General features: G+C 47.8%; 14 protein-coding genes and 1 pseudogene. 8 read left to right on the top strand and 7 right to left on the bottom strand.

Features of this window, described 5'->3' with window-relative positions:
* The 3 genes and pseudogenes from AC1S52_RS16010 to ureE form a co-directional block, all read right to left on the bottom strand.
* A pseudogene (locus AC1S52_RS16010) lies at positions 1 to 1041 on the bottom strand (hypothetical protein); the annotation flags it as partial.
* A 649-nt stretch (positions 1042 to 1690) separates the two neighbouring features.
* The gene (locus tag AC1S52_RS16015) at positions 1691 to 2362 is read right to left on the bottom strand and encodes an urease accessory protein UreF (RefSeq protein ID WP_482030030.1); all 672 of its coding nucleotides are present in this window, start codon (positions 2360 to 2362) and stop codon (positions 1691 to 1693) included.
* Positions 2363 to 2426: 64 nt separating this feature from the next.
* Complete coding sequence (ureE, locus tag AC1S52_RS16020) at positions 2427 to 2900, bottom strand: urease accessory protein UreE (RefSeq protein ID WP_482030031.1); 474 nt, start codon at positions 2898 to 2900, stop codon at positions 2427 to 2429.
* A gap of 393 nt (positions 2901 to 3293) precedes the next feature.
* Here ureE and AC1S52_RS16025 point away from each other — a divergent pair, with 393 nt between their 5' ends.
* The 8 genes from AC1S52_RS16025 to AC1S52_RS16060 all read left to right on the top strand — a co-directional run bounded on the left by AC1S52_RS16025 (position 3294) and on the right by AC1S52_RS16060 (position 14548).
* Positions 3294 to 3884, top strand: a complete 591-nt coding sequence (locus AC1S52_RS16025; protein ID WP_482030032.1) for a LuxR C-terminal-related transcriptional regulator — start codon at positions 3294 to 3296, stop codon at positions 3882 to 3884.
* A gap of 754 nt (positions 3885 to 4638) precedes the next feature.
* Positions 4639 to 5973 (top strand): oligosaccharide flippase family protein, encoded by a 1335-nt coding sequence (locus tag AC1S52_RS16030; protein ID WP_482030033.1) that lies wholly within the window; start codon positions 4639 to 4641, stop codon positions 5971 to 5973.
* Between the two features lie 12 nt (positions 5974 to 5985).
* Positions 5986 to 6900, top strand: coding sequence for a glycosyltransferase family 2 protein (locus tag AC1S52_RS16035; RefSeq protein ID WP_482030034.1), 915 nt, complete (start codon positions 5986 to 5988; stop codon positions 6898 to 6900).
* A 708-nt stretch (positions 6901 to 7608) separates the two neighbouring features.
* Complete coding sequence (locus AC1S52_RS16040; protein WP_482030035.1) at positions 7609 to 9282, top strand: alkaline phosphatase family protein; 1674 nt, start codon at positions 7609 to 7611, stop codon at positions 9280 to 9282.
* 568 nt (positions 9283 to 9850) lie between these two features.
* Positions 9851 to 10036, top strand: coding sequence for a hypothetical protein (locus AC1S52_RS16045; RefSeq protein ID WP_482030036.1), 186 nt, complete (start codon positions 9851 to 9853; stop codon positions 10034 to 10036).
* A 1663-nt stretch (positions 10037 to 11699) separates the two neighbouring features.
* Positions 11700 to 13277, top strand: a complete 1578-nt coding sequence (locus AC1S52_RS16050; protein WP_482030037.1) for a B12-binding domain-containing radical SAM protein — start codon at positions 11700 to 11702, stop codon at positions 13275 to 13277.
* 532 nt (positions 13278 to 13809) lie between these two features.
* Complete coding sequence (locus tag AC1S52_RS16055; protein WP_482030038.1) at positions 13810 to 14181, top strand: hypothetical protein; 372 nt, start codon at positions 13810 to 13812, stop codon at positions 14179 to 14181.
* Between the two features lie 103 nt (positions 14182 to 14284).
* A complete protein-coding gene (locus tag AC1S52_RS16060; RefSeq protein WP_482030039.1) occupies positions 14285 to 14548 on the top strand; it encodes a DUF1232 domain-containing protein in 264 nt (87 codons plus the stop codon).
* Between the two features lie 120 nt (positions 14549 to 14668).
* Here the strand turns inward: AC1S52_RS16060 and AC1S52_RS16065 are convergent, their stop codons facing one another.
* From AC1S52_RS16065 to AC1S52_RS16080, 4 genes are all read right to left on the bottom strand, one after another.
* A complete protein-coding gene (locus AC1S52_RS16065; RefSeq protein ID WP_482030040.1) occupies positions 14669 to 15424 on the bottom strand; it encodes a DUF928 domain-containing protein in 756 nt (251 codons plus the stop codon).
* A 14-nt stretch (positions 15425 to 15438) separates the two neighbouring features.
* The gene (locus AC1S52_RS16070; RefSeq protein WP_482030041.1) at positions 15439 to 16245 is read right to left on the bottom strand and encodes a DUF928 domain-containing protein; all 807 of its coding nucleotides are present in this window, start codon (positions 16243 to 16245) and stop codon (positions 15439 to 15441) included.
* A gap of 40 nt (positions 16246 to 16285) precedes the next feature.
* The gene (locus AC1S52_RS16075) at positions 16286 to 16756 is read right to left on the bottom strand and encodes a DUF928 domain-containing protein (protein ID WP_482030042.1); all 471 of its coding nucleotides are present in this window, start codon (positions 16754 to 16756) and stop codon (positions 16286 to 16288) included.
* Positions 16757 to 16851: 95 nt separating this feature from the next.
* Positions 16852 to 23880 carry a two-partner secretion domain-containing protein gene (locus AC1S52_RS16080; protein ID WP_482030043.1) on the bottom strand — a complete coding sequence of 2343 codons (7029 nt, stop codon included), beginning with the start codon at positions 23878 to 23880 and terminating at the stop codon, positions 16852 to 16854.
* Positions 23881 to 23882: the final 2 nt, after the last annotated feature.

Below are 23882 nucleotides of genomic sequence, written 5' to 3' on the forward strand. Positions count from 1 at the left end.
CTCAATTAGAGAACATTCAAAACTATGTTTTAACTTTATAAATTCATTCAAAACTTTCTGCCGTGTGTGTTGCATATCATTAGCTAAACCATGTGAATTCTCATCATTTGAGTCCCTAAGATAGCTAATTGAATTGCTAAGAAATTTAATATAATTAACTACCTTGGCTGAGGATATAATAAACACTTCTGTCGGAATATCTTGAATAAATTTTGCAGCACTAGAACTTGTTACAGCACCTAGCAATCCTCCACCCCCAACAAGTACTGCAAAACCTCCTGCCATACCAAATCCACCAGCAGCAATAGCACCACCCCCGAAGAAGGCTAAACCAGCAGAAGTTGCAGCAGCACCAGAAAGCCCCATAAGCCCTCCTACAGTAGTTGCAATTGCAGGAGCAGCAAGTCCCGCCGTGAGCAAAGCAACTAATGTTCCACCAATAGTCCATTTAACAATTCGAGACCAATACCCGGTAACACTTTTCACAAATTCATCGGTATTAGCTAGAATTGAACGACCAATTTCTCGTTCAAAACCAAAAATACGACCGATTCTTTCACAATCGTCATAAATATCTACTTCCGTAAGATTGCTTTGATAACCTGCAATACCTGTATAAACTGGGGCAAGAACTGCCTCTTGCAATATCAGAAATCGCTTAAGTTTTAATGAGACATTTCTGCGAAACTCTTCTTCCAAATCACTCCACGTTTTTGTCTGTAAATTGGTAATATTACTACCCGGAATTTCGTTTATTTGCTGCCAAGCTTTATCACGCCAATCCTCAATCCATACTCTCTTATCTCGAATAGCTTGTGCTAGGTCTGAGATACGCTCTGCAAGCATTTCTTGACGAACACCTCTCAAAAAGGCATCTCGATTGTGTTCTAATTTTGTTAAATTCTCGTATTCTGTCTTCAATAACTTCTCTGTGTTCTCAATGTCATGAAACACACGAGCTTCAACAAGTTTTATAAAAATCGCAAAACCCAATCCGTCTATTTGAAATACTTCACTGGATTGCTCTATTGGAACCAGCATATAGCTTAAATCCTTCTTAATCAGGAATAGGAACAGAACACGTTGGACAATACATCTTTCGTTTCTGTGTTGCGATGTACCTGTAGAATTCCCTGATTACATAACTAAACTTAGCTCTAAGCTTAAATTCTCTTGGTAAAGCTATCCTAATCCCTGTTTTCAATGGTTCAGCAGGTTAAACAACAACAATTAACACTTGCTTTACATGAAAAGTCGTAGGGCACAAGCCATACCTGTCATTTCTTAGACTCACAACCGATACCGTCCTTATCTCCGTCAAATCTGTGAGGATCAGGTTGTAGGACTCTAAAATTTTTGTAAGGAATGTCCTTACAATCCAGGTCAGGAGGAGGGGACGGAATACAAACGCTGGGATAGGAGCGATCGCAATTTCTCTGAGCAAACGTAGCTTGTGGGTGAAGGCAAAGAGTAAAGCTAACCGCCAACGCAAAACCTAGCAGAATTCCAGTCATCCATTTCATTAATTAATGCCATCCTGGTCTGAGATCAGAAGCTCTACCCTAAAATGTTCAAGCGTATTCTTAGCGCTCAGGTAGAAATACTGAGCGGTATAGAAAAATTCACAGAACTCTTTATGAAATGGCTAACCGTTGTCCCTTTCTTAAACAAGAATTGGCTGTATCCCTAACTAACTCCTGAACAGCCGACTGTACTGCGTCTCATGCGCCATACTCGCCAGCGTTAGCCCCCAGCCACAGCTACTCAACTCATCATCCGATAAACTCAAAATTTCCTCAGTAGCGCGCTCTAGCTCCAGGTTGAGGCTCAAAATCAGTTTCTGACCAGCCGTTTGTCCTAACGGGATCAGTTTGATCCCCGCACCCACCAGATTCGTCACCCAACTGTGCAAGTAACCCAAAATCGCCGATCGCAGATCAATCTGCCACTCAGCCGCCACCACCCCAAACGCGATCGCAAAATTACACCCTTCCCCTTTTAACAACTCAAACTTCTGTCCATCCATTGCCGTTGGCTGCAAATCTTGAAATAACCGCAGCAGCGATCGCCCCATCTGCCAACTCTGCGATCGCAACTCCTCCGTTTCTCGCGCCGCAGATAACCAGCGATTCCACCCACAAACTGCCTCAAAATCCCCCAACTCCAGCGATCGGTAACTGCGTACCATCACCGCCGCATCCAACCTCGCTGCCCCATAGCGCAATTCCTGAACTAACCACTGCTCCAGACTATCCTGATCCTGAATTTTTCCACCGTAAACCAGAAACTCCAGCCCCTCCGAGTAACTGTAAGCCCCCACCGGCAACCCCGGACTCACCAACTGCAACAACCGTAGCAACACTACCTCAGTACCCTTCCCTCTTCGACTTCACTCAGCACAGGCTTCATCCCTCATCCTTCATCCTTTACGAGTGCCCATGCCCATAAGCCCCAACCTCCGGCTGAAACGGTTGGGTTTCCTCTACAACCTGTAACCCCCGATGCTCCAACATATCCCACAACACCGGATCGGGCGATAGCCGCAAGTAATCGGGCGTAATCTCCAGCGGCACATGACGATTCCCCAAATGATAGGCAGCCTTCAGCAACTCCAACGGCGTATCGGCTGTCACAGTCAGTACAGGTTCCGGTTTAGCAACGACTCGAATCACCTCATCCCCATCCGCTTGCAGCAGATCACCATCTCGTAAAACGGTGCCCCTGGGTAACTGAAGATAGACTGGCTGACCCGTTGTGGTCTCAAAGCGATGGCGCGATCGCGTCCGCTCCTCCGCCGTCAACAACAGGGTTAGACTCGTTGCCACCTCTGAATCATTGACCAACCGCTGCGTCAAGGTGATTACCACAGGCTTAGCCTCAATATCTTCAACAAACTGCATTAGTAAAACTCAGCTTACAGCGGTTTTCAGACGAGTGCCAGACAGTCGATGCCTTTAGATGAATGCGAAACAAACAAAAAGTCACAAAACTGTAACCCTAAATTCTCCGGAGAAGCTTAAATCCCTGACGAATCTATACTCACCTTCTTCAAACCCTAGTAGAGCCTGGCATAAATCTCGCTACCATTCCTGACACCTGACATCTAAGGGACTCGCAAATTAATAAAGTCCCAACGTCATTCCCGCGCAGGCGGGAATCCATCGTGGAGCAGCTTGTCTAGCGGGTACTTTATTTTGGGGCACATCCCTAACACCTAACACCTAACACCTAACACCTACCCCCTTGCCCCCCAGCCTACTCCTCTGTTCATTTAGCCCCCAAGTGAACTCCTTATGGACACCTCTTTTCCAAATCTCAAACAATCCACCTTACTTCAAGCCATCCTCGAAGGGTTGATAGACGGTATCCTGATCCTGAGTGATCAGGGTGAGTGGATTCACGCCAATGATTGCGCCCGACGCATTTGCCACCAGCTATCGAGAGGCATCCCTCAACCCGATCGCGTGCCCCAGGAGATCTGGAATACCTGTAAACGTCTGATTGAGAACCTCACCCTATACCCAAACCAGACCGTCACCGTTGAGGATGAAATCAACGCAGAATCCGCCTCCTACCGATTACGGGCACAGTGGTTAAATCTGGATGCCATGCAAAGCCCTTGTGTGTTAGTCACCCTGGAAGATCGGCTGCAATCCATCCACAGCACCGCGATCGCTGAGGGACATCGCTACGGCTTAACCCCCCGTGAAGCAGAAGTTTGGCTTCGCTATCGTGCCAACTACAGCTATAAAGACATTGCTTCTGAGCTATACATCAGTCACAACACGGTCAAGAAACACATGAAAAGCATTCATGCAAAACGCCAGTCAGCCCTGGAAGCCCCAGAGACTATATTAATGTCAGCTAAGTTTAATGTCAGCTAAGTCTGAGATTTTGCACCTTTCTCAATAACCCGCCCTCGAATCAAGTCGGGGCTAACAACTCAAACCCATTGCAATGGGTTGAAAGTCTGTTGCTTGAGTGTTTTAGCCCATTGAAACGGACTTTAGCTATCCGCCCAGAATTCAAATTCTGGGCGGGTGTTGCCAGTGGTGCAAGATCTGAAGATGTGCTAATCCTCCATCTTTTCAATTTTTTCATAATCCGTCAGTCTCACTTACCATACCTTTACGGACGGGGAGCAGCGAGGCAACTAGCATAGAGTGTGTAGATTGGTGTTGCTAATCTCCCTCTGGGAGCCAGTTCTATCCTTTTTCAGGAGCTAATTTCCTGGATACGGCGATACTCACTACTCATTTGGGCACTCTATATTAAAGAGCAAGGATATCAATTTGAACGGTATGCAGCGTCAAGGTTAAGTCACTGAAGATAGCGATCCTACTTTGGATTCTGAGAAAAGATCCCTACTGTTGCTACCAAAGTGCTTAGTTCCCTTGAATTCCCCCTTCAAGGAGGACCTTGAACCCAGTTTTTTACCAGGCAATTCAGAGAAAAAATTTCCCTTTCTGTGGGAATACTGCAAGAGCTTCTTCACGAACTACCACGTTTCAAAGCTCCTGTATACTGCTGCTTACATTGCCAAAGATAGGTGCTGCCAAAGCTTGTACTGCCCAAACAGGTAAGTCCCAAGCCCCCCCTGAAAAACAACAGTTCAAACAATTGCCAGGAACATAACCTATGTCTGCTGCCAACGTTACATCATCCCTCAAACGTCTTGCCCTCCGTGGAGCTTTGTGGACCTTCGCGGGCTATGGGGCAAGTAAAATCCTCAGTTTTGGCAGCCAGCTAATCTTAACTCGTCTGCTGGCTCCAGAAATTTTTGGGCTGATGGCATTAGTCAATACCTTTCTGATCGGACTTGAACTGTTCTCAGATGTGGGGATTGGTCCCAGTATCATTCAAAATGATCGGGGAGATGAACCAGAATTTCTCAACACCGTCTGGACAATTCAAGTAATCAGGGGCGTGGCGCTCTGGCTGGTTGCCTGCATGGCAGCGTGGCCCTTTGCTCAGTTTTATAGGCAACCCGAGCTATTTGCACTAATTATAGTCTCTGGGTTTAGCGCAGTCATTTCTGGCTTTAACTCAACTACCCTCTTTACCTCTAATCGCCACCTTGCCCTCGGTCGCCTGACCCTGATTGAATTGATTTCCCAAGCTGCATCTCTGGTCGTCGTCCTCCATTGGGTGTTGCGCTACCCAAACGTTTGGGGATTGGTGGCTGGCAGCATGTTTGGGGGACTGGTCAAAATGTTTCTCAGCTACAGATGGCTGCCAGGAATTCGCCATCGATTCACCTGGGATTGGAAAACCGTTCAGTCTTTAACTAAGTTTGGGCGCTGGATTTTCCTTAGCACTGTGTTAGCCTTTTTTCTGCAATATGCAGACAGGCTAGTATTAGGAAGATTTTTAACTATCGAAGAACTAGGAATTTATTCCCTGGCTGTGCTGTTATCAGGGGTGATTCTAGAGGTTCATAGCCAAATGAATCAAGCCGTATTGCTCCCGGTTTACTCCAAACTCAAGCATCTTCCCATTGAAGAACTGCGGCAGAAAGTTAAGAAGCTACGGATTGCCATGATGGCAGCACTACTTCCTCCCATCTGGATCTCCGCCATTTTTGGCACCTTGATTATTGACTGGCTGTTTGATTCCAGATACCACAATGCCGGTTGGATGTTTCAGATTCTGGCTGCTGGGCTGGTTGTACCCGTAGTTTCAGTCATTGGCCCAGTTTTCCTTGCCTTTGGTGACTCATTTACCCCGTTATATCTAATGATAGTTCGATCAATTGCCCTATTTGGGGCAATGGTGATAGGTGGATTACTATATGGCACCCCTGGGGTAATCTGCGGGATTGCCATCCACTATCTGGTGTTTTACCCGTTCCTGGCGGCTGTCCATAAAAAGTATTCCCTCTGGATTCCCTGGCTAGATGCGGTAGGGATGCTTTCCTCAGCAGGTGTTATTTTGGGTGGTCTGTACTTAGTTAATATGTTTGTTGGAGGTTAGGAGGTAATCAGGATGGGTCAGCCAGTTGTATCAGTTGTGATGCCGGTTTATAACGCCGAGGCATACGTCGGAGAAGCGGTAGAAAGTATTCTGGCTCAAACCTTTGACAACTTTGAATTGATTATTTTGGACGATGGTTCAACCGATCGCTCGGCGCAGGTATTGAAGCATTACCAGCAAAGGGATACACGAGTTAAAATCATTAGCCGTGAGAATAAGGGTCTGATTGCCACCCTGAATGAGGGAATTGCGTGTTCCACTGGACGGTATATCGCACGCATGGATGCCGATGATATTGCTCTTCCAGAGAGATTTTCAAAGCAAGTTGAGTTTTTGGAAACCCATCCTGACTATGTAGTCGTTGGCTCAAAGGTTTTACTGATTGATCCAGAGGGCTTACCTATCTGTCCCTTCGCTACACTAACGGAGCATGAAGCGATTGATGCTGCCCATATGGAGGGTAGAGGCGGAGCAATCTGCCATCCTGCTAGTATGCTTCGTCGGGATGTTTTACAAAAAGTTGGCGGTTACCGTCAAGAAATGAAGTATGCCGAGGATTTTGATCTGTTTCTGCGTCTAGCTGAAGTGGGTAAAGTTGCCAATCTACCCCATATCCTTCTCAAATATCGAATGCATATAAACAGTATTGGACATACTAAACGAGTCGAACAGTTGAAGTCTTGCTTTCAAGCACTCAAAGAAGCTTACGGACGTAGATCACTCGACTTTCAAATTCCGTTTTTGAATGATGTCATTAATCATGAAAGCGATCCAACCTTAAGTCAGATTCATCAAGTTTGGGCTTGGCAATCTTTAGTTTCTGGACATATTCAAACTGCCCGAAAACATGCTTTTCTGTCCATAAAAAATAATCTGGTTTCTTTTGACTCCTGGAAAGTGCTTGCCTGTGCGATAAGAGGGTACTAGAAACTCAGGGATCTTTTGTAAAACACTTCTTAATTTCAGGTTTCGGCTTCGATCGCTCTTTTTGCTCAATCGAAGTCGGAACCTGTTTTTTGGACTTATTTTCGATCAGGTGCAAACCCTTGACCAAAGCGCCGGGGCGATCGCCTCTAAAGCACTACCGATTTACACTGTTCAATCAAATTAATAGCAGGGGGTGCAGCAAATGGTTCCCCAACGTTACCATTGCTACTTTCCAACTGCAAAAAGTTAAGCGTAAACGCTCTGGCAACAAACATTCATTTCTAAGAGCTTTAGAAAAAGAATTACACCCTAATTTTCACTGCGTAGAGCAATTACTTTACTAAATCTTTACCTGTATAATCTATTCTTTAAGACAACTTTATGTTGCGGGATTTACGGGAAAGCTATGCTTCTCCTTACATAAGCGTTCTGTGTTCTCCCTTAGTGGAAAGCAAAAAACTGAACAGAATGAATGTTTTGGGCAGTAGAAACTTGGAACTGAGTACAAATCGTAGGTGGGTTACACTCCATCAAGTTACTGCACACCAGAAAATCAACGGAAGTTAAAGTGAGTTTTTCTTAAAGGACTCACAAGAACTTTTTGGTTGAGTATTGGTTGCACTGGCTAAAAGCTGGAAAGACCTCACTTAAGAATTCAAAAATTTTGAAAAATCTCCAACATCATTTCTAAGAATTAGGATCAGGGAAATGACTAAACCTGTAATCGCAATTGGACTCGATGCTGGTGACCCGGCATTGCTTGAAAAATGGATGGCTCAGGGACATCTGAAAACCATACGTCGATTGAAGGAAAGCGGTGCTTACGGGCGTTTGAAGACCTTCGACTTCTACCGGGCAGAAACTCCCTGGACCACATTTTTGACTGGTTGCTCCCCCAATACCACAGGTTACTGGTCGCCCATTAAATATCATGGGCATAACTATTCAGTAGAGGAAATTGAGTCCTACAAGTTTGGCGAGTACCGCCCGTTCTACGCTCTGGGTAAAAAACGGCGGGTTGCCGTGGTCGATGTGCCTCAGGCTCCCGTATTAGAAGACATCAATGGAGTTCAGATTTCTGCCTGGGGGGCACATTCACCTCAAACTCCCAGCGCTTCCTCGCCTCAGGAACTATTTCAGGAACTCGTAGCTCGTCATGGGGAACATCCCCTCCTGCGGAATGATGAAGCAAATATTCTGGACTTGCCGGATCTGCAACGTCTCCAGAAGGGGATGGAGACTGGAATTGCCCGTCGGGCTGAAATTTGCCGCGATCTTTTGGAGCGGGAACCGTGGGATCTATTTTTGACTGTGTTTGGTGAGGCCCATGTTGTGGGGCATTATTGCTGGCACATGATGCACCCCTCGGATCACCCTTTGTACAAGCAAATGGGCGCTCAGTACTCCGGCGATATGATGCTGGAGGTGTTTGAAGCGATAGACCGGGCGATCGCCCGTATCCTGGAAAAAGCACCAGACGATGCCCAGGTTGTGCTCTTCTCTGCGCATGGGATGGGGGCAAACATCATGGATATCCCTAGCATGATCTTCCTGCCAGAATTCCTTTTCCGGTGGAATTTCCCAGGGAAAATGGGATTGGCACCGGGCAAAATTGGTGGTCCGCTCAAGCCTCCAATCACCGGCAAGCATCCGAGAGAAGAGGGGTGGGCTAGCGCTTTATGGAATACAAAGTACGAGTCGAACCCACTTAAGTCTTTCCTACGGCAGAACCTCCCTGGTAGATACTTTGACCGGCTTGAACCTTTGCTGGGAGCTTCTCAAGAACCGGGTCCCATGTCTCCCTTTAAGCTGTTCCATCAACGACAACCCCAGTGTTTTCAACCCGCCGTCTGGTACAAACATCTGTGGTCCCAGATGAAAGCTTTTGCCATTCCTACTTTCTCTGAGGGCTATATCCGGATTAACTTGCAGGGCAGAGAACCCAGTGGCATCGTTGCTCCCTCCGAGTACAATTCCGTCTGTGATGAAATCATTGAAAAGCTTTATCGGCTCCGAGATGCCCGCACAGGTCAGCCAATGGTGAAGGGAATTTTGAGGACGCGCCAGTCTGCGGCGGATCAAGACCCCAAACTGCCAGATGCCGATATTGTTGTTACCTGGCAAGAAGAATGCGTTACGGATACTGTAGAGAGTTCTGATGTTGGGCGGATTGGTCCTGTTCCCTATACCCGGACAGGTAGCCATCGTGCGGATGGATTTCTTGCAGTCCAGGGACCAGGAATTGAACCGGGCACGAACCTCCCCCATGGACATTCTCTCGATTTAGCGCCCACCATTCTAAAGTTAATAGATGCAGAAATTCCTCAACATTATGAAGGTAAGCCTCTGTTGCAGACCCCTGCAATGGTGTCTCTACTCTAGGGTTTTGTCAGTTTTGAATATGTGAACTGGGGGAGGAGATAATTTAAAAGACACCTCGATTAAGGCGTTTTCCAGGAAAGAAACCACCCATCCGTTTCAACACTTGGCAATGGTCACGCACGCTTTGCCCATCCTACGCTGGCTTGGGTATAGTCTTTATCGGAAATCTCCTGATTGCCTTATTGCGAAAATTGTCCAAGCTATACTGACCAATTCTCAATAAGAATCCCTATTTTTCGAGGGTAGATATACATTCAAAGTGGCGCGAGGATTCTCGCCCCATTGAGTACTCCTGAACTGCTTAAGTAGGTTGGCAGATTTCTATGCACTGGTCACTCTAAAGAAGAACACATCAAGCTACCATTCGTTTCTTCCACTACAAAAAGCGATCATCCCTGCTTTCACTAGCTAGATATAACTGTAAATACTAAAGAATAGATTATTCAATTAACTTAATAAATGATTTGTATTTTTAACGATAAGCTTGGATTAAGCAAAAACCAAAATAATTAATTCGAATCAGTGATTTGTGTTTGTTTTTGCTGGCTTTAATAAAGAGGAACCAGAAATGATTACCAGAGAAACCTATAACTTGGAAGTTGATTACGGGACACGTAATCATAAAGGAAGTTTTGTTCAGGATGCTTCCTACCGATTAATCAAAATCGACCAGGCTGGCTGGGCATTAATTTGCCTTGACAATACAACTTGCCACTATGTCGATCCTGACTCTTTGAAGGAAATTACTGCTTAAGCGAATAGCACTTGCTTTATGAGTTGCTACGGATCATGATAAAAATCTACACGAAAACTTGCTTGATTGAGTACAGGGCTTTGTCAGTTAGGGCTTTTCGGATAGGTTTGAATAGGTGGTTAGAATCGAATGTGGGCTGGGTAAAGCCTGGAGCATGAGCTTACCAAGCTAATAGCGTATTCATGCGATATTGGGTTATCCTCCGACAATCTAAAATATTAATATCAGGGAGGCAATTTACACCAGTTGCCTCCTTGATATTAATTGAGGTTAGAAATAGTACTCATGGATTTTTGTGTTCACTTTCAGTTCTGAAACTACCCATGTGAACATACCCATCGAAACCATTAACGCTATCTTTGTAATTAAATAATTGAGCTGAACCGTTTTTGTCGCCCTCGTTCACTTTGTGGTAATCAAATTCTAAGACCCGGTATTTTAGTCCTTCTACTTCTAAGTAATAGCCATTTTTATAACTATGAAGTGTACCTATTTGTCTGTCTAACCTTTGCATATTTTGCCTTAAGTTATGTAGAAATCTTCGTCTTGGTAAAGTAAACTTTGCCGATTATCGCGATTCTATCTGGATTGCGAGGGAAGAATTCAAGGGAATTACCTCTCGCAAAACCTCTCGTTTTTCTAATGGTTAAGTTACTGACCGCCTAGTCCATCAAATCTTTTAGGATCTTTCTTTGACTTCTTGCTTTCATCAGATTTCGTCTTTGGCTTTTTAGATTCTTTATTACCTTTTCTCTCTTTTGACATGGCTACTCCTTAAATAGAGGCTGCTTGTTGGAGCAACCTATTAGTGATCCAGTAGTGGTTAGAGATCATATCTACGATCTAAGCCACGCAAGGTAAACCATTGGACCAGGTCACTGATAATTTCGTACCTGCAAAATCTTCTCGGTGTAGGCGCGATTTTTCTAGCTGTGAAGTTCGATCAGAGCATTTCGATCAAACCGGACTATTCGTGAAAGTGAATTTCGTGAATGCTCTGATGTAGAAACTGAAAAAGTCACAATGCCGTGCCCAGGATCCACAACGTTTTTCACGGTGCAAATTTGCATTTTGCTATTGCAATAGGCAACAATGCGATCGCCAATCTGAATCTCTAATGCTTGAATCTTCAATTGCCACCTAACCTTACTAGGGAATCAAGTTTCCAACGCTACCTGCCTGGGTGTGCCAGCGATTAAATGGCTATTTATGTTGAGGGTTGATTAGCAGGCTTACGACTGTTCATTTCCAGGAAATAACAACCTTCTGCGCAAATGCATATCACCTAATCTTTAACCGTCACCATCTCCTTTGCTAAAAGAGACTAAAAAAGCTCAGGGTTTACGCAAGCACAGATAAAAATTGGTATCAACAGAAACTCTATACCGCAAAATCTTGTTTTTTTAAGAATTGCGATAGTCTCTTAACATTACCACAAAATCGTGGATATTGCTAGCAAAACCTATTATTCTTTGTCAATAGTGGCTTATACCCAAAACACGATCAAATTGCAGTCCTGATGATTGAAATAATGGGCGACTACTTTCAAATTGTCGATTTTGGCAAGAATCTAGACTAGGTTCAACCAGCCATTAGCAAGCTTAGCCAAGTCCCACCTTGCATCGTCTTTAAAGAATCAACCAATATTATTCAGGGAGGATTTATGAAAGTCCTGCTACTTTATCCCCAGTTTCCGCAGTCCTTTTGGTCCTATGATCGGGTGATGGAAATGGCTGGGCTGAAGGCGGTCATTCCACCCCTTGGTATTATTACGGTTGCGGCTCTGCTACCCCAGGACTGGGAAATTCGATTTTGCGATCGCAATGTCAACCTGGAAACAGAAGCTGATTGGCAGTGGTGTGACCTGGTGATTCTTTCTGCCATGATGGTACAGAAGTCAGATTTTTGTACGCTGATTAAGAAAGCAGTGCAGTTGGGCAAAAAAGTAGCCGTGGGAGGACCTTACCCCACTTCCGTTCCCCAGGTTGCCCTTGATGCTGGCGCACACTACCTGATTTTAGACGAGGGAGAAATAACAGTACCCCAATTTCTAGATGCCGTTTCCCAGGGGCAACCAGAGGGGATCTTTCGCTCCTGTGAGAAACCAGATGTCACCTTAAGCCCCATTCCTCGCTTTGACCTGCTTCAGCAAAATGCTTACTTTATGATGGCGATCCAGTTTTCTCGGGGGTGCCCTTTCAACTGTGAATTCTGTGACATCATCAACCTCTACGGTCGTAAGCCACGCACTAAGGATCCCCATCAGGCTCTGGCAGAGTTGCAAGCTATCTATGATTTAGGCTGGCGCGGGTCGCTTTTTATTGTTGATGATAACTTTATTGGTAATCAGCGTAATGTCAAACGCTTCCTGAGAGAACTGATTCCCTGGATGAAGCAACATCATTACCCATTCACCTTTATGACAGAAGCATCGGTGAATTTAGCCGAGGATGATGAATTGCTGCAATTGATGGGGGAAGCAGGTTTTTACGCAGTTTTCCTGGGAATTGAAACCCCTGACCAGGACAGCTTGCAAGTCACCCATAAACTGCAAAATACCCGCCATCCCCTGGTTGAAGCCTGTCGCAAAATTAACCAGGCTGGCTTGTTAATCTATGCTGGTTTTATTCTTGGTTTTGATGGAGAGCGCACTGGGGCAGGAGATCGGATTCAGGGATTTGTAGAGCAAACCAGCATTCCCCAACCGATGCTGGGGATCCTCCAGGCATTGCCCAATACCGCTCTCTGGAACCGCCTGCAACAAGAGCAACGATTGGTTGAGGGGATTGGGGCCCTGGAATTGGGCGATCAAAACAGTTTGATGAATTTCATTCCCACCCGTCCAATCGCTGAAATTGCAAGAGAGTATACAGAAGCCTTTTGGACAATGTACGAACCGACCAACTACCTGCGACGGTGTTTTCAGCAGTGCCTCGGACTTCATTTACTGGAAAAAGGCAAGCAGGCGATGCGATTTTCCCCCGGGAAAGGGATGCGGCTCCTGTTCCAATTAATCTGGCATCAGGGGTTACGGCGACCTGAAATCCGAGGACAGTTCTGGCAACAGTTCTGGACAATTCTGCTGAAAAAACCCAAAGTTCTTAATGTGTATTTGGTTCTATGTGCCGCTGGGGAGCATTTTTGGGAGTACCGCCTTTTAGCCAGAAACCGAATCTCTCAGCAGCTAGGCTACGATCCCTTGAAAGATGCTGTACCGACTGAACTCCTTGTGAGTCGTTGACGGTGAAGGTTACAGCAATTTTTATAAGGTGCGCACTGCATCTCATTTGGATGTTTTAAGAGTGATGGACTACGATTGCTAAAACTCTCACTGAACACCCCTTTGAGATTATTTGAAGCCATTGTTCTGCCAGCACATATTCACTTTACTTCTCATGGCAATGCTCACCCTATAGCGTTTCCTTTCTGGGTGAGGTACATCTTATCTGTTTGAATCGGGGGTTCTACGGCTATCCATGTACCTCACTGGATTCAAAAACGCTATATCAGGATTAGCGATCGCGCGTGCACAGTCCGGGGCGACGAACTTGGTTCATGTAGTCGTGTTTTTAACTGCCAGAGAGTTTTCAAACATCCTCAAATGAATTACAAAACTGCGCTCATCTTGCAGAAAATTAGCCAACCTGGCTATCTGACTTTAGTAAAGAAGTAGCCATTTCTAAGCATTCCAAATTGTGTCAATGGCTTGAATCTTTCTTTCCTGTCGCTTATCTTTCTAAAAAACCTTCGCCCATATTAGTGATGAGGTTATTGTGGTTTATCGGACATCTTCTGGACAGGCGATCGGGTCAACTCGACCAAAATCTCAGGTGATTGATCCCGGCTGCTGGGATGGGATGCCATCGTCCAAACCGCCTCATACACAATCCAGAAAGTACCACTTAGAGCAACTACCCCGCTTTCCTCAAACACTATTCAATTTTGAAGAATATGATGGAGCAAAAGCATTTACTGCGCTATTACTTGTCTTTGGTTTTGTTTATTTTTTAGCCGGTTTTGTAGGATTTTTATTTGATCACACACCCTGGTTGAAGGGAGTCTTTCATCTAACCACGACTCCTGATTCTAGTTTCCAAAGTCGCTTGGTGGCAGTTTTGGAAACCCATTGGCGCAACGGTCAGTAGTATCACATCCTATGTCGATCTTGCTTTCCGACTATTTATCTTTCTCTGCTCCTACTGTCTTGCCTGGGCAACGTTTGATCCACGCAACATTGAAGGCTATGTGATGGGGTTTTTCAATGCTTGTTTAGGACTCGCCTACATCCTTTTCCCAGCCGATGTAATTCCTGATTTTGTACCCGTTGCTGGCACATTGGACGATGTGTTTTTGGGTGGTGGAGTTCTCTTATTGGGATTGTCTTCTCTCTACCGCAACAAGTTACGAGATGTGAAAACCCAAACTATTTTGGAACTGATTGATGATGGCAATCATCAAAAAGCTTTGCAAATGCTCCTCGAAGATAAAGGCATTGCAATTAAAGAAAAGTGAAGAGAAGTCGGGTGACATTGCCAATCCGCAGTACGAGAGTAGGGTGGGCTTTCATCTCGTTTGGCTACTTTGAGCAGAGATAAAAGCAATGCCCACCCTATAAAATTAGCAGTGCTTTAGTCAGTTTTTGACGATCTGCACTACCTGCGATTGTTTGAATTGGGATAGACCGGCATCTTCCATCAAAATCGCCCAGTCTTCGGCAATGGCGCGATCGCCCGGTTCCTGGTAGCGTTGGGTTGCCAGCAAAGTTACAACATCCTGCCAGATGCCTTGCTCTGCCAGGGTGGTAAGCAGAATATCGTCAGAGACCTTAGGCGCACTGACCCGCTCGACCCAACTGCTGATTGTATACAGGCTGGAGGGTTCGTTGGCAATGCAAATGACCTCTACTTGCCAGGAGTACTTGCGTCCCACTTGCAAAGCAGGGGCAGAGTCGGGTAGCTGAATCCCAACCACTCCAGGCTTGCCAGTGATTTCAAACTCGGTGCTGTAGAGTTCCGTGCCCGACTCATTTTTGAGGGTGAACTGAGCCGTCTGAGGGGGGAGGGAGGGTAAGTGGACAAAAAACACAGGATGGGTAGCAATGGTTTTGTCCACAGACGTTCTGGTCGCAAACAGACTTTCCCGTTTTTCTAACGGAGGAACCAGCGCCCCAGGTAATGGCTGAGTGCGACAACTGGAGCGGCTATACCCCCCTACCCGATAACGGGATGGACGCACCCCCACCCGGAAATTCAATCGTCTGCGGGAGGCTTGTGCCACCAGGGTTTCCTGTTGTGGCAGGGCAGTTGCAGATTGAATCAGGGAACCCCCTGCGATCGCGCTCACCAGGATAGCCATGGATAGTCTGGTGATACCTTTAGATAACTGCATAGCGTTCCCTCGCTTCAATTTTTCACAATTTGCACAATTTCAGCCTGTTTGAACTGGGGTAGTCCGGCATCTTCCATTAAGGCTGCCCAGTTTTCGGCAGTGGTGCGATCGTCCGGCTCCTGAAATCGCTGCATTGCCAGTAGTGCTACCGCATCCTGCCAGATACCCTGTTCCGCCAGGGCAACCATTTGTGCTTCACCCGAAATGGCTGGTAGTTTAACCCGCTCGACCCAACTGCTAATCACCGTACTACTAGAGGAATCATCCGGTTCACAGGCAACTGCTACCTGCCAGACATACTTCTGTCCCACTTGTAAGGCAGGGGCAGAACTGGGCAGTTGAATTCCAACAATTCCGGGTTTGCCCGTTAGCTTAAACTTAACGCTGTGCAATTGTTGAGTCCCCGCTTCATTTTGCAGGGTAAACTGAGCGGTTTGGCTGGGAAGGGCGGGTAGATATACAAAAAAGGTGGGGCGATCGCTGGCGGTTTTATCAACAGTGGTTTCATTGTTTGACAACCGTTCCTGGGATTGGGGGGGCGGCACCAGGGCAGTTAGCATTTGATCTTTGGCACAGGCAGCGGAGCGACTGAAACCACCGACCCGATAGCTAGAGGAACGCACTCCTACCCGAAAATTGAGCCGCTGTCGTCTGGAAACCAGGGTTCCCTGAGATGGGAGGGCGGCAGCAGGGCGAACCCAACTAAATCTGGTGGTTGTATGATTGGTGGTTAACGGTAAGGGGGCAACCCAATCAATCAATGTAATGGTATTCAGTAATGCCGCAATCGATATGGTCTTAACGATTGTGAATAAACGCATGGATTAGGACTCTTAGTAGGGATGAGTGGGAAACCGTGAGCTACTTGGCTCCGAGGATAGGCGCATTGGTAAACTCACTCATCTGTGCGCCTTTCAGTAGACGACCCCAATCTTCTTTCAATTCTTGATTATGAGGTTGTTTTTGTCGCAGGGCTATGAGCGTTGTCACAGCATCTTGCCAAATCCCTAATTCTGAATACAGTAGCGGGTTTTCAATTTCGGATGCCCGCGCTAACTCCTGTACCAGAAGTTTGGGGTTAAAGCCCGGTGCAGGCTTCATCTGATCGGGGTTAAGGCGCTGAATCCAACTGCCTATGTAGACGGTATCGCTGTTGCGGTTGTTCCGATGTACCCCCACACGCCAGGAAAGGGTACGACGACGTTGGGCGATTTGAAACGATTGGTTCGTTGGGTGAGAGGGAGATTGGGCGATCGCAGGGTGGGCGATCGAAATTCCCGGAAGGAGTAAGAGGGAAACCAACACGGACTTAACGGAGTGAAGCGGTTTCATAGGATTACTCTGTTAAACGAGCGGCATGGATCTATCAAGCAAATGGGTATGGGGTTAGGCAAATGAGGTAGGACTGACGTAATGGGCAATGGCAGTTAGAGGGGCGATCGCACCTGTTCTTTCCAGCCTTGGACACAGGTTGCCTGCAACTGATAGGTTTGTCCTGGCTCCAGGGTGACGGTAGAACCATTGCGTAAGGTCACTTCCATCGGTGCCTGGGGAATGACTTCCAGGGAAACCCAATCGCTACCAGGGGACTGAGCGGGTAAGGGAACGGTAGGGCTTAATGCCACCCCGCCTCGTCCGGTGATGCGTAACTCACTGTTCTGAGTCGGTTTGGCACCGACGGCTTCACAGACTCCACCCACCACTTGAGAAACATCATTAAAGATAATCGGTGGTGGTGAAAGCCCACGGGTGGCATCAATATTCAGGGTTCTTAGAACGACATTGCCACTGACCCCAAATTGCGAACTGGCAGTGATGTCGCTTAAGGGAGTGCGTCTGGGACGAAACTGCAAACCAAAAATGCCATTGGTCGTGATGTTAATGTTGCCGCCTCTTCCCTGGACTGCATCGGCAGCAATGTCACTGTTTTCAAAGGTCAGCCCAATGATGAAAGGTGCATTGATTGTAATGTTGCCCCCATTTGCCTGGTTTCTGGCATCGGCTGATATCAAACTGTTAAACCGCATTAGCAAAAGTCCCTGCAACACCTGGATGTTGATGTTGGCACCCGCGCCTTCGCCCGCTACTGCTTCCAGAGTGCCCCGGTTCATGCGGAGATCGTTCGTCCGAACCGCTAAGTTCCCTGCCTGTCCGGCAGGGCTACTCACGGTTGCTTGTGAATTATTTAAGGTTAGCCGGTTACCAGCGTTGATGGTCAGGTTACCTGCCGTTCCACCCGCACCCGCCTCAACCGATAAAACACTGTTGTCTAACCTCACCGAATCAGAGGCATTGACAAATACGTTACCTGCTTGCCCAGACTGGGTTGCCGCTGTAATTTGACCATTATTCATTTGAAGCGAATTTAGACCCTGAAGAGTAATACCCCCGCCTGTGCCGGAAACAGTGGAAGCGGAGATAAATGAGTCACTTACATTTAACTGTTGGGTGTCCAGTAAAACATTGCCTGCATTGCCGCTACTTGTAGATGCAAGAGTCAGGTTGCTGTTATCCAGTAGATTAATGGAACGGGCAGTTTCCCCATTGGCACTCACTGACAGGTTGCCTGCCTGTCCACTGCCAGCGGTGGATGCGGAAATGGAGGAGTTTGCTTGAACGGTTAACTGTTGCGTATTGAGGAAAATGTTGCCTGCCGTGCCAGCACCATTGGCATCTATTGCTGCTAGAGAGAGGGCACTCCCGTTATTTAAGATAATGGTTTCTGCGGCGATGCCATTGCTATTGACAGTTAAGTTGCCTGCCTGTCCGGTTCCAGTTGCCGCTGTAATTTGACTATTGTTGAGCTGGAGGGTGTTGAGACCCTGAAGCGTGATACCGCCACCAGTTCCCGAAACAGTGGAAGCTGAAATTAATGAATCCGTTACATTCAACTGCTGGGTATCCAGTAGAACATTGCCTGCATTGCCGCCACCTGTGGATGCCAGAGACAGGTTACTGCCGTCGAGTAGCGCAACAGAGTTGGCAGTTCCACTATTGGCACTCACCGCCAGGTTGCCTGCCTGACCGTTGCCAGCGGTAGATGCTGAAATCGATGAATTACCCTGAACGGTTAACTGTTGAGTGTTGAGGAAGATGGTGCCTGCGGTGCCGGGACCACCGGGAGTCGTGGCTGCCAGAGATAGGGAACTACTATTGCTTAAGGTAATGGTTTCTGCGGCGGTGCCATTGTTGTTGACGGTCAGGTTGCCTGCTTGTCCAGTTCCAGTTTCTGCTGCAATTTGGCCATTGTTTAACTGGAGGGTATTAAGCCCCTGAAGGGAGATACCACCACCTATGCCCGAAACGGTGGAAGCAGAAATAAGTGAATTACTCACATTCAACTGTTGGGTGTCCAGTAGGACATTACCTGCATTGCCACTGCCTGTCGATGCCAGAGTTAAGTTACTGCCACTAAGCAGCGCGATAGAGTTAGCAGTTCCGCCATTAGCACTAACCGTCAGGTCGCCTGCCTGTCCACTGCCAGCGGTAGATGCTGCAATTGATGAATTATCCTGAAGGATTAATTGCTGAGTATTGAGGAAGATATTACCTGCTGTACCAGAACCACCGGGGGTCGGTGCAGCCAAGGATAGGGAACTGCTATTGCTTAAGGTGATGTTATCTGCGGCAGTGCTACCACTATTTACCGTCAGATTTCCTGCCTGTCCTGTTCCAGTTGATGCAGCAATTTGCCCATTGTTTAGCTGAAGAGTGTTCAATTCTTCCAGAACAATGTTGCCACCAATCCCGGAGTCGGTTGAGGCGGCGATTGCAGCACCATTTTGAATGGTTAATTGGTTGGTCGTAATGGAAATGTTTCCAGAAGCGCCGTTTCCTTCCGTTGCTTGAGTGGTCAAGCCCGCAGGAACAGGAGAATTGCTGCTGGCTAGCGTTCCACTCAGAACGACAGAATTGGCTGCGTTAATCGTCACATTTCCAGCACTGCCGCCATTTCCAGTGGTAGAAGCAGAAATCAAACTATCCGTTACTTGCAAGCTACTCAACCCTTGCAATGTAATACCATCACCTGCTCCAGAAACGGTAGAGGCAGAAATCTGGGCACCATTTTGTAAAGAAAGCAGCCCGATCCCTCCACCATTCACAGTAATATTTCCGGCTGCACCTCCTACAGCAGTGCTTTGGGCGAATAAACCACTACTGGCGTTTTGATTGGGATTCAAGGTATTGCGTTGGTCAACCGAAAGATGCAGCGTATAACCATCGGTCGCAAGGGGAGGAGTTCCTGTGAGGGCAACCGATCCGGGAACTGGGTTAGAGGGGAATCTGCCAACTCCAATAAAGTATGTGCCTGGAGTTGTAAAGGTGAAGTCAATATAGGAGTCTCGATTGCCCTGTCCAGGGAGATTGTTACTACCGCGTGTATTGCCCTCCGGGCGCGAGTCGTCATTGCGAGTTAGCAGGTTTCCGGCGCTATCAAATAGAAAAATTTCGGCATCAAACCGATTGCCTGCGGTTACCAGGTCATTATCAATATCTGCCACGATGCGGTTGCCCGGATTGACACTATCAAGACGATAGAAGTCGAAGGTGCCCCCCTGCCCCTGAATGGTGACGTGAGGAACGGTTGTAGAAAAGTCGATCGCCTGCTCAAAGGTACTGGAAAGTGCAGCCAGATCAACTGTTTGACCACCACTTACCCAGGGTAGAGTACCGCTGCCATTGGGCAAAGGGGGGGGTGGTACGAACCCAGTATTGGTGCCAGCAATCTGAACATTGGGAGAATTGATTGTAACTCCACCCGCTCTCCCCAATCCTTCAGCCGCCGTAATCACCTGTCCACCATCCAGCAGTTGCAAGTTTGCAACATTGATCTCAATGCCCTGCCCCTCCTGGTCACTGCGGTTTAAGGTACTGAGAAATGCTCCGTTCTCAATCAGCAATCTGTTCCCAGGAGCGGCTCCACTGGACACATTGTTAATGATGATTGCGCCGCCTCGCCCGCTTTTGGCAGTATCCGAGGATGCCAGCAAACCGCTGTAGAAGGGTTGTCCATTTACAGAGGTAGACCCGGAAATTGTGATTTCTGGGGCATTAACGACAATGTTTCCAGCGTCGCCACCAAAATTGGCAACATTTCCCACTCCAGTTGTCCGGGTCTCTACACGGGCACCGCCTGTGACTGAAACACTACCGCTTCCGGTCTGTAGCAACACACTGCCACCCTGTCCCAGCCCAGCGGTGCTGGCATTAATGATGCCCCGGTCAGAAAGGTTAATTTGCCCTGTCTGAGCAGTGACGGTAATGGCTCCTCCTGTTCCACTTCCTGGTATGCGAATGTCTACGGGGGGTTGGGTATTACTGAACAAGCCACTGGTCAGCCCCTGATTAGGGTTGCGATCGCTCAGGTCAGCCGTTCCAATTCCCTGGTTTTGCAATGAAACTTGCAGCCGGTAAGCATCGGTGGCGGCTAAGGGTGTACCAGTAATGGGGTTGCCGCTGGATGCGGTTGTGTTAAACCGACCAACACCCAGGACATATCGACCGGCTGAATTGAAATTGAAGGCAATGCGGGAATCCAGCGCACTGACACTACCAGCCGTTGCCGGGAAGAAGTCATCGTTACTTGCCAGCAGTTGTCCGGTTTGGGCATCGAACAGAAACAGTTCGGTATCTACATTGCTGATAGGAACAGAAAGATTATTGTCAATGTCAAAGATGGCACGGCTACCATCCTGACTGATAGTGAAACCGTAATAGTCAAAGTCATTGACAGCTCCTATATCCGTCCCCCCTGCTACGGCATCACCAGACGCATTGGGAGTGGCAAAAACTCTACCTGCTGCGCCAGTTGGATTCCGTTGCAAGGAAATAAACGGCATGGTATCTGACTGTTCTACAAACGGGTTAGCCGTTGGGGTGTTGGGTACCAGTCCATCCAGGCTAAGAATGGTAAATGTCGGGTTGGTGAAAGGGGATACCGGATCGGACGGAGCCGTGCGGCTCTCAGCAATAGTGACACTACCTGCTGCATTCACCGTAATACTTCCCGCATTACCAAAGCTAGAACTGGTGGTGAGTACCTGTCCACCATTGAGCACATTCAAATTATTGACATTGATTTCAATGTTGCCACCCGCTGCTGCAATTCCACCAGGGCTGGCTGTTCGGGCACTCAGAAAGCCACCATTGTTCAGGGTGAGTTCCCCTACCTGGTTGGCAGAGCTATTGATGGTAATGTTGCCGCCAACGCCGCTGTTTAGCGTATCGGTGAACATGCCGCTGTAAAGCTGCGACTGCGGATCAAAGTTGGCGATCGTGGCAGTGTTGGTAAAGGTTAGCGCAATATCACCAGCATCGCCGCTGCCAAAGGTACGTGCCTGAACCCTACCTCCCTGATCCAGGTCAAAGGCGTCTGTGACAATGGTGATCGATCCTCCAGCGGCAGTCCCCGTATTTTGAACTGATGTATTAATCTGGCTGCTTTGATTGACGGTAACTGAATTGGCGTTAATCGCGATCGCTCCCCCTGGGGCTGCACCAGCAGTGGTGGCATTGAGGGATGAACTTCCGGTGACCGAAACGTTAGCAGCGGTAATTTCAATGGGACCTGCTACTGCTGTTGCAGTAGTGCCCTGGTTCACCGCAGTGGTGACCAGGCTGTTGTTTCTGATGGTCACACTGCCATCAACGGCATTCATCCTCACCCCTGGATTTCTGGATCCAGTCCCCCCCTGGTCACTAATGCTGGCATCCAGAAAAGAGCCGCTGATATCTATCGATCCAGCCGATCCAGCGTTTCCGGCTGTCAGGTTAATTTCACCCCCCTGAGCCTGATTCGCCGATGCTGTTTGTAGAGAAGAGTTGGTCACGGTGATAGTGCCAGGAGTTGTGGCATTGCCAGGAATGTTGATGTCAATCAATCCTCCTGTGCCACCTAAGCTATTAGTTGCCGTTAAAAAACTGCGGTCGATAGTTACCCGTTCACCCACCGGCGTTTCAAACGAATTAGCTCGCCCAATAAAGATCCGCCCAAAGGATCCTTCATTTTCAATTGCGCTCTCAGTAATATCAATGTTTTGGGCAGCTCTAATAAAAATATCGCCTGCTCCAGCACCGCCTGTGGTCGCCGGATTTGAGTTAGAAGCGCTAAGCACGGCACGGTTGAGAATGACCGAACCAGCGGTCGAATTAAGCCGGATGATGCTAAAGCTATTGGGGTCATTGGTTGTAGCTTGAATGATTCTGGTTACGTTTGGGTCAGCACTGGAGAGGGTGATGTCTCCGACGGCTTCAAAATCAACGCGCAGCAACCCTCCCGGAACAGTGGTTGCCACATCACCATTCGCCGTGATATTTCCACCCGCATTCAGGACAAAGGCAGGACGGAAAGCGTCTACTGCTGCATCGATCGCATTAATGGTGACATTGCCATAGGCGATATTGCCGCCTGCATTGACCTGTAAAGAAGCTCCTGTGTAGTTGCCGACATTAAAATCGCCTTCCATGTTGATGATCGGGTCATACAGACTGACAAAGTTGCCAATATCTCCCTGCAAGGTGCGGATAGAAAAGTTTCCACCGCCAGTGAAGTGAGCGTCTGTGGAAATTAAGCCATCGCTGATCAGGCTAATGTTGCTGCCGCTGACAAAGGGGGTTTGGGACAGATGATTTAACGCCAGAATATCCACACTCTGATTGCCCTGAATCACCATATCTCTGCCCGATCGCGCCCTAAAGGGTTCTGCCACCGTATCGCGGATTCTGACGGTATCCGTTGCCTGGAGGGTGAGGTCGCGTCCTGCCTGGATCTGTCCCTGCAAGTCCAGGTTGCCTGCTGCTAGAGTCAAATCCTGTCCGGTGGCGAGGGTGCCCCGGTTGGTTAACATGGCGGGAGGATTGGCACCGTATTGCAGACCGATGGGAATATTCACCTCGACCAGGGGTACTGCCCGATCGCCCCTGGCGGCAAATCGCTGGCTGTCGGGAAACACCAGGGCATCGGCGGTGGTGGCGAAGAAGGAACCGGAGACATCCAGACGGGCATTGGGTCCAAAGATGATGCCGTTGGGATTAATGAAAAACAGGTTCGCGGCACCCGCAACCCCTAAGGTGCCATCAATGCTGGAAAGACTGCCACCCGTGACTCGACTGAAGATGTTTTGAATGCCGGTTGGATTAGCAAAGTAAACCTGGTGGTTGGTAATTACATTAAACCGCTCAAAGCTATGGAACAGGCTGGAACTGCGCCGTAACCCTCCGGTAATGTCCGTGCGGTTGTTGATTGTATTGGTGACGGAGTTGTTGCCATTGCCGAGAGTGTTGTCCGGCACGACCTGAGCTTGAGCCGGTAGACTGGCGATCGCAACCCAGGTCAGCAGCCAGAGCAAAGCACTGGATTGCCCCTTTGGTAAGGACGGTTGAGCAGATGCTTTTGCCCCTGGTTGCCGCCCTCCCGGTTGGGATTGAGGCTGACTCACACGACTGCGACGTGGCATAG

Source organism: Kovacikia sp. CALU 1929 (assembly GCF_056784235.1).